This is a genomic window from Mycobacterium sp. IDUB_39, from assembly GCF_055419205.1.
Window position 1 is genome coordinate 382613 of sequence record NZ_JBVAXF010000003.1, and the last position, 13028, is coordinate 395640.

11 protein-coding genes are annotated in these 13028 nt (G+C 66.4%); 8 read left to right on the forward strand and 3 right to left on the reverse strand.

Going from position 1 to position 13028, the window contains the following annotated elements; genetic code table 11:
- Positions 1–5 precede the first annotated feature (5 nt).
- Positions 6–1682, reverse strand: coding sequence for a GMC family oxidoreductase (locus ACZY0X_RS13785; RefSeq protein ID WP_463771159.1), 1677 nt, complete (start codon positions 1680–1682; stop codon positions 6–8).
- Between the two features lie 352 nt (positions 1683–2034).
- Here ACZY0X_RS13785 and ACZY0X_RS13790 point away from each other — a divergent pair, with 352 nt between their 5' ends.
- The 6 genes from ACZY0X_RS13790 to ACZY0X_RS13815 are packed head-to-tail and all read left to right on the forward strand — an operon-like array spanning position 2035 to position 8581.
- The gene (locus ACZY0X_RS13790; protein ID WP_463771160.1) at positions 2035–3747 is read left to right on the forward strand and encodes a thiamine pyrophosphate-binding protein; all 1713 of its coding nucleotides are present in this window, start codon (positions 2035–2037) and stop codon (positions 3745–3747) included.
- Between the two features lie 2 nt (positions 3748–3749).
- A complete protein-coding gene (locus ACZY0X_RS13795) occupies positions 3750–4427 on the forward strand; it encodes an SRPBCC family protein (protein WP_463771162.1) in 678 nt (225 codons plus the stop codon).
- Between the two features lie 8 nt (positions 4428–4435).
- Complete coding sequence (locus ACZY0X_RS13800) at positions 4436–5443, forward strand: 3-oxoacyl-ACP synthase III family protein (protein ID WP_463771163.1); 1008 nt, start codon at positions 4436–4438, stop codon at positions 5441–5443.
- Positions 5440–6495: a pyridoxal phosphate-dependent aminotransferase gene (locus ACZY0X_RS13805; protein WP_463771165.1), complete on the forward strand. Its 1056-nt coding sequence runs from the start codon at positions 5440–5442 to the stop codon at positions 6493–6495. The genes ACZY0X_RS13800 and ACZY0X_RS13805 overlap by 4 nt, the downstream gene beginning before the upstream one ends.
- On the forward strand, positions 6492–7832 hold the full coding sequence (locus ACZY0X_RS13810) for a cytochrome P450 (protein ID WP_463771166.1): 1341 nt from the start codon (positions 6492–6494) through the stop codon (positions 7830–7832). Before ACZY0X_RS13805 ends, ACZY0X_RS13810 begins: the two co-directional genes overlap by 4 nt.
- The gene (locus tag ACZY0X_RS13815; protein WP_463771167.1) at positions 7829–8581 is read left to right on the forward strand and encodes an O-methyltransferase; all 753 of its coding nucleotides are present in this window, start codon (positions 7829–7831) and stop codon (positions 8579–8581) included. Before ACZY0X_RS13810 ends, ACZY0X_RS13815 begins: the two co-directional genes overlap by 4 nt.
- 90 nt (positions 8582–8671) lie before the next feature.
- Here the strand turns inward: ACZY0X_RS13815 and ACZY0X_RS13820 are convergent, their stop codons facing one another.
- Both ACZY0X_RS13820 and ACZY0X_RS13825 read right to left on the reverse strand, forming a co-directional pair.
- A complete protein-coding gene (locus tag ACZY0X_RS13820) occupies positions 8672–9829 on the reverse strand; it encodes a serine hydrolase domain-containing protein (protein ID WP_463771169.1) in 1158 nt (385 codons plus the stop codon).
- A 115-nt stretch (positions 9830–9944) separates the two neighbouring features.
- Positions 9945–10706 (reverse strand): IclR family transcriptional regulator, encoded by a 762-nt coding sequence (locus ACZY0X_RS13825; protein WP_463771170.1) that lies wholly within the window; start codon positions 10704–10706, stop codon positions 9945–9947.
- 177 nt (positions 10707–10883) lie between these two features.
- On the opposite strand from ACZY0X_RS13825, the gene ACZY0X_RS13830 reads away from it, so the two are divergent.
- Positions 10884–12161, forward strand: coding sequence for a DUF6986 family protein (locus ACZY0X_RS13830; RefSeq protein ID WP_463771171.1), 1278 nt, complete (start codon positions 10884–10886; stop codon positions 12159–12161).
- Positions 12158–12973, forward strand: a complete 816-nt coding sequence (locus ACZY0X_RS13835; protein WP_463771173.1) for a bifunctional allantoicase/(S)-ureidoglycine aminohydrolase — start codon at positions 12158–12160, stop codon at positions 12971–12973. The genes ACZY0X_RS13830 and ACZY0X_RS13835 overlap by 4 nt, the downstream gene beginning before the upstream one ends.
- The last annotated feature ends 55 nt before the right edge of the window (positions 12974–13028 follow it).

A 13028-nucleotide genomic window follows, 5' to 3' on the forward strand; every position in this document is an offset into this window, starting at 1 on the left:
CGTCCTCATCCCAGGATTGCCCGCGCTGCGCGTTCGGCGATCAGCATGACCGGCGCGTTGGTGTTCCCGGACGTAATGGTGGGCATCGCCGAAGCATCAGCCACTCGAAGGCCGGCGACGCGGTACACGCGACAATCGGTGTCGAGCACCGTAGCGGCCGACCGCGGCAGACCGCGCGCGTCAAAGGCTCCCATCGCGCAGGTGCCCACCGGATGAAAGATGGTTGTACCGAGTTCCCGGGCCGCCTGCTGCAGGTCGTCGTCGCTCACCAGTTGCGGGCCGGGAAGCAGTTCTTCTGGGCGGTAGCGGGCCAGGGACGGCGCCGCCATGATCTGCCGGGTCATCCGCAGGCCCCGCACGGCGGCTTGGCGATCGGCGTCCGTGGACAGGTAGTTACAGGAGATCTTCGGGTAGGTCAGCGGATCGGCACTGGTTATCCGCACATGACCCCGCGAGCTGGGTCGCAGATTGCAGACTGAGGGAGTGATCGCTCCGAAAGGATGGAGCGGTTCGCCGAACTTGGCCAAAGACAATGGCTGCACATGCCACTCCAAATCGGGACTGGCCAGCGCGGGATCGCTCTTGGCGAAAGCGCCCAGCGTGGAGGGCGGCATGGTCATGGGTCCTGAGCGCAGCAACAGGTACTGAAGTCCCATGCCGCCACGGGTGATCCAATTCCGGTACAGCGTGTTGACGGTTCGGGCGCCCCGCACCCGGTAGACCGTCCGGAGCTGCAGGTGGTCCTGGAGGTTTTCACCCACTCCCGGCAGATCGACGGCCACCGGCACCTGATGCTGGGTGAGCAGCCCGGCCGGGCCGAGGCCCGATGCCTGCATGAGATGCGGGGACCCGATCGCGCCGGCGCTCAGGATCACCTCGCGGCGGGCCTGGACGTCGATGATCTGGCCGTCCTTGAGCAGCCGCACACCGGTGGCGCGGCGCTGGGCTGTCGTCCAGGCACCGCGGCGCTGATCTTCGTGGACCTGGTCGTCCATCAGCAGCTGTAAGGCCTGGGTCTGGGTGTAGATGGTGAGATTTGGTCGGTGGGCGACGGGATGCAGGAAAGCATCGGCCATCGACCAGCGACGGCCGCGCCGTTGGTTGACATGGAAGTATGCACTGCCGGCGTTGTCACCTCGGTTGAACTCGGCGATCGGGGCAATGCCCACCTGGGCAGCGGCGGCCTGCCAGGCGTCCAAGATCTTCCAGCGCACCCGCGGCCGCTCGACGGGGATCTCGCCGCCGGCGCCGTGCCAGTCGTCGGCTCCGCCGAAGTAGTCTTCCAACTCCTTGTAAATCGCCAGCGTCTCGCCGGAGCTGTTCGGGCCACCCCAACACCAGCGCTCGTCACCGGTGGCCTGCGCCCATAGGTCGTAATCGCTGGCCTGTCCTCGCATATGGATCATGGCGTTGATCGACGAGCTGCCGCCGATCACGCGGCCGCGCGCGTAGTGGATGCTGCGGCCGGCCAGACCTGGGTCGGCCTCGGTCGTGAAGCACCAGTCGGTGCGGGGGTTGGCGATTGTGTACAGGTAGCCCACCGGCACCTTGATCCAGAACCAGTTGTCCTTGCCGCCGGCCTCAATCAAGAGCACACGGTGATCGGGGTTGGCGCTGAGCCGGTTGGCGAGCAGGCAGCCCGCACTGCCTGCACCCACGATGACGAAGTCGAACTCGGCCACAGGGCTGGGTTCCGGCACCGTTCCTCCTTCTCTGTCGGATGCGTGTCCTAGTGTGCGCGATAGCGGACCGGTACAAGCGCATTCCGTGTGTGCCGGCGGGACCGGCTTCGGTGACCAAGCCCGCATCCGCACCAACCCGGCCGCCCGGACAGACAACGGTCCCTGAACGAGTTCTGACACTCGAGTACCGCCCCTGACCTGTGCCGACGTCCCGTTTTCGGAACTCCTTTCAACTGCGACCCATCCAACCCGGGCGCGCTTCCGAATGCCTTCCGTAGTGACGCGCTGGGTCGTCCCCGCGCCGACGCGGAAGAGGAGCAAGCATGAAGAGCGCTTCACCAGGGCCAGGTTGATGACGGCCGCCGACGCTACGCGCTCGGTACCGGCACCCTCGCGCACGGCGGGCCGCCGGGTGGTCGACCACATCGTCAACCACTTGGCGGCCGCTGGGGTGAGCCATGTCTTCGGTGTGGACGGCGCGAACATCGAAGACCTCTACGATGCGGCCTACTTCTGCCGCGACATCACGGCGGTGCTGGCCAAGCATGAGTTCTCGGCGGCGACTATGGCCGACGGATACAGTCGTGCCACTGCGGAGCTGGGCGTGGTCGCCGCGACTTCGGGTGGCGGCGCACTGAACCTGGTCGCCGGGCTGGGGGAGTCGTACGCCAGTCGAGTCCCAGTGCTCGCCCTGGTCGGTCAGTCGCCGACCACACTGGATGGGCGCGGCGCCTTTCAGGACACCAGCGGCCGCAATGGCTCGCTCAACGCGGAGGTCCTGTTCTCAGCCGTGTCGGTGTACTGCCGGCGAATCGTCGAGCCCGATGACATTCTGACGGCGTTGCCCGAGGCGGTGGCGGCGGCCCGTGCCGGCGGTCCGGCGGTGTTGTTGCTGCCCAAGGATGTTCAGCAGGCCACGGTCCAGACCAACTTCGTGTTGACCGTGAACGGACGCCAGCGCTGCGCCGAAGATCCCCAGCCGATCCTGCGGACGCTGCATGAGGCTTCGGGGCCGGTGACGATCATCGCCGGTGAGCAGGTGGCCCGTGACGACGCCCTTGACGAGCTTGAGCGACTTCGCTCGGCGCTGCACGCCCGGGTCGCGACGGCGCCCGACGCCAAGGATGTCAGCCGCGCACCGGGGGCGTCAGCGTCGCTGGGCGTCACCGGGGTGATGGGCCATCCCGGGGTGGCCGACGAAGTCCGCAGTGCAGCGGTGTGCCTGCTGGTGGGCACCCGCTTGTCGGTCACCGCCCGCGCCGGTCTGGACGAGGCGCTGCGCCAGACCTGCACGCTTTCGCTCGGGTCCGCCCCGCCGTACGTGCCGTCTATTCACGTGCACACCAACGATCTTCACGCGTCGCTGGCCGAGCTGACCCGCAGGATCATGAGCCGCCCGCGACAGGCGCTGCCCGCCGTCGATGCGACGTTCCCCGCAGAGTTGAGTCCGCCCGCCCATCGTGGACCGGGCATCCGGTACCGCGAGGCGATCACCGTGCTCGACGCGCTGCTACCCGACGACGCAGACATAGTGGTCGACGCAGGCAACTCCGGTGCGGCGGCGATCCACCATCTGCCCGCCCGGCGCACGGGCCGGTTCGTCGTGGCGCTCGGGATGGGTGGCATGGGCTACAGTTTCGGCGCCGCCATCGGTATCGCGTTCGCGCGGCGTCGTCGCACCGTCGTGGTGGCCGGCGACGGATCCTTCTTCATGCACGGCCTCGAGCTGCACACCGCCATCCAACACCGGCTGCCGGTCACGCTGGTGCTCTTCAACAACAACGCCCACGCCATGTGTGTGACGCGCGAAAAGCTGTACTACAACGATATATACAGCTACAACCGGTTTGCGCCCAGCAATCTCGGCGCGGGGCTGGCCGCGATGTTCCCCGGTCTGCCTGCCGTCGACGTCACAGACCCCGACACGCTGGCACCGGCGCTGCGCAGGGCGCTGGATGCCGACGGCCCGTCGGCCGTCAGCATCGAGTGCTCAGCCGACGAAATCCCGCCTTTCGCACCGTTTCTCGATCACGATGCTGTTTCACCCCACTACCAGGAGGACTGAAGATGTCGTTGCCCGCACTTGAGGACATCGTCGCCCACCGGCTCGACCGAGACGACACGACCGGCCCGATCGAGGGCGTGGTCCGCATCGAAACCTCCCCACGGGAAAAGGCGACGCCGACCATCATGGAGATGATGCGGTCGGTGTATCCGCACGACGAGGTGTTCGGCCCGTACTGCACCGTCAACGAGTATGTCGACTGCCCTCCCGACGAGCTCTACGAGTATCTCGCCGACACCCGCAGCCTGGAGGAGTGGACCTACAGCCTGCGCGGGTTCACCCACACTGAGGAGGACGGGCTGTGGTTGGCCTACGATCGGCTGGGCTCGGAGACCGAAATCTACACCCGCACAGTGGCTCAGCCCGAGGCGCGCACCGTCGACTATCACTGCGCCTGGGACCAGGGCAAGCACCTTTGGATGATCTACCTGATGCGCGTGGTCGACGCGCAGGTGGTCCTCGACAAGCCCGGCTCGGTGGTGCTGTGGACCAACTGTCACCACCCGTTCTATGACCACAACCCGTACCCCGAAGCCGCGCCGTCAGAGCGGCCGGTGTGGGTGGGTGACTTCTGGGACATGTTCGGCGCCGGCCACCGCCTCGAGCTGCTGAACCTGAAGGCAATTGCCGAATACCGCCACCACAACGGGCTGCCCGTCAAGCCCGACTGGATGAAATGAGCACCGCTATGACTGTCAGCCTGATCGACATCTCCACCTATCTGCCCGGGGAGCCGGTGCCTGCCGAGCATTACGCGCAGTACGCCGAATCCGATGAGCTGCGCGACAATCTGATGTTCCGCGCCCCGAGATTCCGCCATCACGTCGCCCCGGACGAGACCTCCGTCGACATGGTCGAGCGCGCCGCCGCCGGGCTGCTGGACCGCCACGGTCCCGACGTCCTGGCCGACGTGGACGTGCTGATCACCCACACCCAGATGCCCGACATCCCGTTCTACGGCGGCGGCGGTGCGATGGCCCACCGGCTGGGCATGAACCCCAGCTGGGTGATTGACCTGCACAACGGTGGCTGCGCGGCATTCGTGCTGGGCCTGAAGATGGCGGCCACTCTGATTGAGAGCGGGCAGGGCCGTACCGCGTTGATCGCGGTGGCGCAGAACGCCGCGGGACAGATCTTCGACCAACCCACTGTGCGCCGCAAGGCCCAGGCCGCGGTGCCCGGCGACGGCGCCGCGGTCGGCCTGGTGACCCTCTCGGACGAGTCGCCGATTCTGGACGTGGAGTGCCGCACCTACGGCGAGTACGCGGGCGAGATGACCATCGCCGTGGACCCGCCGCGCAAGTGGTGGCAGCCCGGCACGGGTGAGGGCTACATCGGCTTCACCGAGAGCAAGATCACCAAGGTGCTGGCCCGCGGCAACCGTCAGGTACCCGAAGTCGCCTACGCGGTATGTGACCGAATCGGATTGAAGCCCAAGGACATCGACCTGCTGGTCACCAACCAGCCCAACCGGGCGTTCCTGCGCAACTGGCGCGACGCCCTGGAACTGCCCCAGGAGAGGCATCGCGACACCTTCGACGAATGCGGCAACCTGTTCGCCGCCGGTATTCCGGTCAACCTGGACCGCGCGATCACCGATGGACAGGTAAAGAAGGGCGACGTGGTGATGATGGCGGCCTTCGCCCACGCCGGTGACTTCGCCGGTGCCGCCGCGCTGAGGTGGGGCGGCCGATGACCGGCGCCTTGTCCTCCGGGCACTCACCCTGCGGTCTCCCGCTGCGGCCTCCAGACGCCGAAGATCCGCTGGCGTTGTCGTTGAACGAGAGCCCGTTCGCTCCGCTGCCGACGGTTCGCGCCGCCATGGTCCGGGCCGTGGACTCGGTCAACCGGTATCCGGAATTCCTGCCGGAACGGTTGCGTCGGCTCATCGCCGGGCACCTCGGTTTCGAGGACGAACAGATCATCGTCGGTGCCGGCGCCACCGGCGTCATCATGCACGTGCTCCAGGTGCTCACCCGTCCCGGCGACCGGATCGTCATGGCGGCACCCACGTTTGACGGCTATCCGATCTTCGCGCAGATAGCCCGACTGCAGTCCGTCACCGTGCCGTTGGACGAACAGGGACATCACGACCTCGACACCATGGCCGACGCCGCCGCCGACGCACAAGTGGTGGTGGTGTGCCGACCGCACAACCCCACCGGCACGGTGGCGCGAGCCGAGGACCTTGTCCGCTTCCTGCAGCGCATCGGTGCCAGCACCACGGTGCTGCTCGACGAGGCCTACATCGAGTTCGTGTCGCCACGACACCGCATCCACCCTGAGTTCCTGCTGCGACGCTTCCCAAATGTCGTTGTGGTTCGCACTTTCTCGAAGGCCTACGGGCTAGCCGGCATCAGGACCGGGTACGGCATCTGCCCACCGGACATGGGCCGCGCACTGTGGTCGATGCAGATGCCGTTCGGCGCCACTGTCCCCAGCCTGGCCGCGGTCACGGCATCGTTCGAGGCCGAGGGGCAGCTGCGTCGCCGGATCGAACGGATCACCGCAGAACGCGACCATCTGCGCTCCCGACTCCGGGAGATGGGTGTCTGCAGCACCGACAGCCACGCCAACTTCGTCTACCTGCCTGCGAAAGGGCAATTTTGGCCCGAGGTGTTCGACGGCACCGGCCCGAGAGTGCGCACCTATTCAGGCGGCAGCGCGCGAATCACCGTCGGAAATCGGCAGTCCACCCAAGCGGTGCTGACGACGATCGCCGCGAAGCGGCCGTCGGATGCAGCATGACATCTACGCTGGACAGGCCGTCGAGTCCACGGTTCCGGTTCATCCACAAGATCGGCGCGTGGTATGACGCCGAGGCCTACTTCCGGCGACGGGCCAAGAGCGGCAGGGCGTTTGAGATGCCCATCCCGGGTTTCGGCGATGTGCTTTTCGCGGCGAAACCCGCCCACATTCGCGAATTCCTGAAGATTCCGGTGTCCGCGTTCACACCCCCCACGCCGAACCCGGTCGAGCCGGTCGTCGGCGACGGCTCGATCATTCTGCTCGACGGAGTCCGGCACAAGCACGAGCGGGCGCGCTTCCTGCTCGTGCTGCACCATGAGCGGGTTCGGCGCTACACCGGGGTGATGGTCGAGGCGGCGTTGGACGAGATCGCGAAGTGGCAACCCGGCATGACCATCGACACCCGCGACGCGGCGCAGTCGATCACGCTGCAGATCATCGTTCAGGCGGTCTTCGGCATCGACGACCGGAATCTCCGCGATCGTTACGTCACCGTCGTCAAAGCGATGATGCGCGACTACGTCGCCCCGTTCATGTTTTTCCCCGCGTTGCGTCGGGCGCCGTTCGGCCTCGGGCCGTGGCAACGGTTCTCGGCCCGTCGCGTGGAGCTGGATGCCATGCTGTCGGAACAGGTTTCGCAGCGCATACGGACCGGAGCCGACGGCCGCGACGACGTACTGAGCGTCCTCATGTCCGACGACGACGGGGCCGGGCGCAGCGACGACGACGTGCGCCAACAACTGCGGACCCTACTGGTCTCCGGTCATGAGACGTCGGCCACCACCCTGGCGTGGGCGCTGTACCACGTCCACGCCGACGAGAAGGTCCGGCAGAAGCTGTTCGCCGAACTTGCCGACGACCCGACGCCGGAGCAGCTGCCAAAGCTGCCGTACCTGGCCGCGGTGATTGCCGAGACCCTGCGGCTGCATCCGACGGTGTCGATCGTCGTGCGGCAGCTCACGTGTCCGGTGACCACGTGGCAGACCGAACGGGCTCCGGGAGACGTGATCGGTGTGGCATTGCCCGCCCTGCACGCCGATCCGCAGGTCTGGCCGGACCCGAGCGCGTTCGACCCCGAGCGCTTCCTGGACCGCAGACCATCGCCGACAGAGTACTCACCGTTCGGATACGGGCACCGGCGCTGCCCCGGGGCGTCGTTCGCGGCCCAAGAGTTGGCGACCGCGCTCGGCACCATCCTGACCCACGTCGAGCTGCGGATTCCCACGGGCCGACGGCGGGCCAGGCTGCCCAGGTCGATCCCGCGGGGCGTGGCCGCCGTCCCCAGCCGACCGATCAGGCTCGAAGTCGTCCGTAAGCTCCAAGGAGGTAACTCATGAAGTTCAAGCAGCGCGTTCCACTGCTCCGAATGTCGTTCTGGCGGATGGCCTTGTCCCAGGGCAACATCGCGACCGTCGGGCAGGTGGGTGATGGTCGAGAAGCCGCCGTGGTTCAGTACGTCCTGGACAACGCCCGGGAGGGCGACATCCACAGCGTGCTCGACACCATCGACCGGTTCGCCTACACCGAGTCGTTCCTGATCAACGTCGGTGACGAGAAGGGCAGGCTGCTCGACGCCGCGGTGCGGCGCGCGAATCCGAAACTGGCGCTGGAGTTGGGAACCTACTGCGGTTACGGCGCTTTGCGCATCGCCGCGGCCGCGCCGACCGCCCACGTGTACTCGGTCGAAATGGCCGAGGCGAACGCGGTCAACGCCCTTCGGATCTGGGAGCACGCGGGCGCGGCGGACCAGATCACCTGCGTGGTGGGCACCATCGGTGACGGCGGGAAGACGGTCGACGCCCTGGCCGCCGAGCACGGCTTCGGCGCCGGTTGCGTCGACTTCCTGTTCCTCGACCACGACAAGAACGCCTATCTGAGCGATCTGCAGACTATCCGGGCACGCGGGTGGCTGCACGGCGGGTCCATCGTCGTCGCGGACAATGTCCGTATTCCCGGGTCACCGGAGTACCGTGCCTACATGCGTCAGCATCAGGGCCGCGACTGGCAGACCGTCGAGCACAAGACGCACGGGGAGTACGGAACGGTCATCCCCGATCTGGTGCTCGAATCCGAGTACCTCGCCTAATAAAGGGACGCGCCGCGTAGTACTGACAACCCGCCACATTCGGTTCCGCCGTTTCTCGTTGCCGGGGTAGGTCGGTGGATCGTCGCGGTGTCACAGCGCGTCGTACACCGCGGCGATGAGCCGATAGGCACGGCGATCGCCGGCCAGCCAGTCGCGGCGCAGATTGGGCACGAAGGCGAAAGCGACCTTGTGTTCGAGATCTGCCAGTCCCACCGAGCCACCGGCCCCCGGGTGACCGAAAACAGTCCGTTGCGCAGGTTCGGGCACCACGAAGTTCTGCGACGGCAGCATGTAGCCGAGGCCGAATGCGCTTTCCAACCGCAGCACCCGGTCGCGGCCGCGTACGCGTTCTGTGATCGCTTCCCGCAGAGGACCCGGGGCGACCAGGGTTCCGCCGATCAGGTCGCCATAGAATTTGGCCAGATCACGAGCGGTGGTGACTAGACCAGCCCCGGGCCAGCCGGCTGCTAATACTTCTGGATCATTATAGGATGCAATGGGATTCGACGATGACCGGATGAACAGCGATTCTGGATCGGCGATCGCGGCCACCATCTCGGCGACTGTGTCGTCCGGTATCGGCGGCGCGTTCTCGGCGCTCCAGACACGCTGCTCGGGCGGTGGCGAACTGATCCGGGCAGCCTCGCGCACCGCCGCACCGGAAGCGCCGATGAGCAGCCGATCACCCAAGTGACGCCGGGTGAACTCGCCGACTGTCATGCCGCTGTGGCGGCGCACGAATTCGCCGACCAGCCATCCGAAAGTCAAAGCGTGATAACCATGTTCGGTCCCGGGCTGCCAGAGCGGGCATTGGCGCGCCAACAGGTCGGCCATCGCCGCGGGATCCGCCGCTTGGGCCACCGAAACCGGGCGCTCCAAGACGGGCAACCCGGCCCGGTGAGCCATCAGGTCGCTCAGTGTGGTCTCGTGCTTGTCGTGTTGCGCGAACTCCGGCCACCAGGCGCTCACCGGTTCGTCGACACTGCGGCCGCCTTGCTGGGCGACCATGAGGGCTGCGGTCGCCGTCACACCCTTGGTGCAGGAAAAGGTCGGGCAAGCGGTGTCGCGCGTCCATGGACGTCCGGTCCGTCTGTCGGCGATGCCTCCCCACAGATCCACCACCGCACGACCGTTGACGAATACCGCCACCGCGGCGCCGAGGTCGTCACCGTTGGCTAAACCTGCTTCAAAGACGGCTTTCACTTCCGCAAACGCGGGGTCAGCATGCCCCGCCGCTGAACTGGACATACACCGAATTAGAACACGTTCTAGTATTGGTCGAGTGCAGATTCCGGAGATACGGCGAATGAGTTTCTTACGCAGGGCTTTCCGGTTCAAAGCATGGATCTGCTCAGGCTGAAGGTTACCGCTCCTTCGCCCCGATCAGGGCTTCCGAGATCACGCCGGTCGCCTTCTTCAGTGCGGGAACAGCTCGAGCGATGAATTGCTCACTGACATGAGCCGAGGGCCCGGAGATGCCGATTGCCATCGGCGTCGGAGCGCCGGCCACCGCCATCGCGACGGAGCGAACACCGATCTCGAACTCCTCGTTGTCGATCGCATAGCCGTCGACGCGCACGCGTTCGACGTTCGCGAACACCGCAGAAAGGGTCGACGCACTGTTCTCGGTCGGTGCCGGAAATCCAGACTGCGTGACCAGTTTCAGAATGCGTGCATCATCCAACTCGCCCAAGACCGCCTTGCCCACACCGGTTGTGTGCAGACCGACGCGCTTGCCGACCTCACTGTCCGTCCGCATCAGCTTCGGAGGCAGAACCTGTCCGGTGTAGATCACCATGTCACCGTCGAGCACTGCGAGACTTGCCGTCTCCGACAGTTCGTCGACCAACGACTGCAGCACCGGGGCGGCGACCGCGCCCAGCTGGCGGTTCGCCACTTCACCGAGCCGAATCAATCTCGGCCCCAGTGCGTAGCGGCGATTGGGCAGTTGGCGCACGTAGCCGATTCCGACCAGTGTGCGCAGGAAACGGTGAATGGTCGGCGGCGGCAAGGGCGACTCCGCCGACAACTCGGTCAGCGAGCACTCTCCTCCAGCACGCCCGATCAACTCCATCAACTCGAACGCGCGCTCCACCGACTGCACGCCGCCTGTCTTCTCCGCCATTCAGTCCACTCCCGGCCGACGATTGTCGTTCCATCCAACATGCGCACGATCATTTCCGCAATATGGAATAAGTGTTTCGAAAAAGAAACGCACATCGTGCACCGATTACACTCGCGTTAAACTCCACAATGTGGAATTCTGTTCTTACGGGAACTTCCAGACAGGGGAGGCACATCTGTGACACGACGCCTCGACGATGGGGTGCTGGCCGACGTCGACCGCCGCCTCTCGGCCGCCGACGCACAATTGGTCAACCGATACCCCGGCGACGACGGCCGTCGGCAGCCGGTCCACACCGTCTACATTCCGGGTAACCGGTACTCGGCGACGATGCCCGCTGACTGGGGATCGACCGCCCTAGCAGCCGCGAAGCACGTGGGCGGGCTCGACGCGGTGGCCGTACTCGTCGGTGCGAGCAGCGGAACCGACTGTGCGCCGGAGACTCTGGCAGCCCTCGTCGAGGACAAGCTGACCACCGAGCCGATCGAAGACCTCCGCATCGACTTCGAGGACGGCTACGGCACCTTCGACGACGCGACCGAGGATGCCGATGTCGCACAGGCGATCGCCGCACTGCGGATCGCGCTCGACGCGGGCACCTCGACGCCGTTCGTCGGCACCCGCTTCAAGTGCTTCGAAGCAGGCACCCGTGCGCGCGGACTGCGCACGCTCGACATGTTCGTCAGTGGACTCGCCGACTCCGGCGGCCTGCCCGACGGCCTCACCCTCACCCTCCCCAAGGTGACGTCCGTCGACCAGGTTGAGGCGATGGTCGTCGTCGCGAGCGCGCTCGAGCGTGCGAACGGACTGCCGGCCGGCCGCATCCGCTTCGAAGTGCAGGTCGAAACACCGCAGGCGATCCTCGGCGCCGATGGCCGGGCACCCGTTGCCCAGTTCATCCACGCCGGCCAGGGCCGCGTCAGCTCGCTGCACTATGGGACCTACGACTACTCGGCGTCCCTCGGTATCGCCGCCGCATATCAGTCGATGGAGCATCCGGCGGCAGACCACGCCAAGAACGTCATGCAGCTAGCCGTGGCAGGCACCGGTGTTCACCTGTCCGATGGCTCGACCAACATCCTGCCGGTCGGCGACCCCGACAACGTCGCCATGGCCTGGAAGCTGCACGCGCGCCTCGTCCGGCGCCACCTGGAACGCGGCATCTACCAGGGCTGGGACATGCACCCCGCCCAACTTGTCACCCGCTACCTGGCGACCTACGCGTTCTACCGTGGCGCCTTCGCGGCGGCCGCGACACGCCTGCGCAACTATGTCCATCGGCTCGACTCGGCCGTCATGGACGAGCCGGCCACCGCCCGCGCGCTCGCCAACGTGATCCATCGTGGCCGCGTGTGCGGCGCCCTCACCGTCGATGAGATCGAGACCGCCACCGATCTCTCCATGTCCACCGTGCGCGACATCGCGCTCGGCCGCCCAACCAGGAGCCACCAGTGACCACTGCGTCGTACTACACGCCCCGCGGCGGCCTGCCACCGCAGACCGATCTGCTGACCGACCGCGCCATCGTCACCGAGGCCTACACGGTGATCCCGCGCGGCGTCCTCTCGGACATCGTCACCTCGGTGTTCCCGGAGTGGACCGATACACGCGCATGGATCGTCAACCGACCGGTTGCCGGTGGTGCGACGACGTATTACGAGGCGATCGTCGAGGTCAAGCCGGGCGGCGGGGCGCAGCGACCCGAGCCGCAGCCCGAGGTGCAGAGCTTCCTGTTCGTCACCTCCGGTGCGCTCACGGTCGACGCGGCAGGTCAGTCGCAGACACTCACCGAGGGAGGCTTCGCCTACCTTCCGGCAGGTACCGACTGGTCGGCCCACAACAACGGCGACGCCGACGCGACGTTCGTCTGGATCCGCAAACGCTATGAGGCCATCGAGGGCCACCCGGTATCGGTCAAGTTCGGCAACGAGCAGGACATCGCACCCTCAGCCATGCCGGGGACCGACGGCAAATGGCGCACGACACGCATGCTCGACCCGCAGGACCTCGGGTACGACATGCACGTCAACGTCGTCACCTTCGAACCCGGTGCGACCATTCCGTTCGCCGAGACCCACGTCATGGAGCACGGCCTGCTGATGCTGGAAGGCAAGGCGGTCTATCACCTCAACGGAGACTGGGTGGAAGTTCAGGAAGGCGACTTCCTGTCGCTGCGCGCCTTCTGCCCGCAGGCGTGCTACGCCGGCGGGCCGTCCAACTTCCGATACCTGCTGTACAAGGACGTGAACCGACAGATCATGCTCTGATGCACGACGAGACCCGGGCGCCTCAGGGAGCCGCCCGGGTCTCGTCTATGTCGTT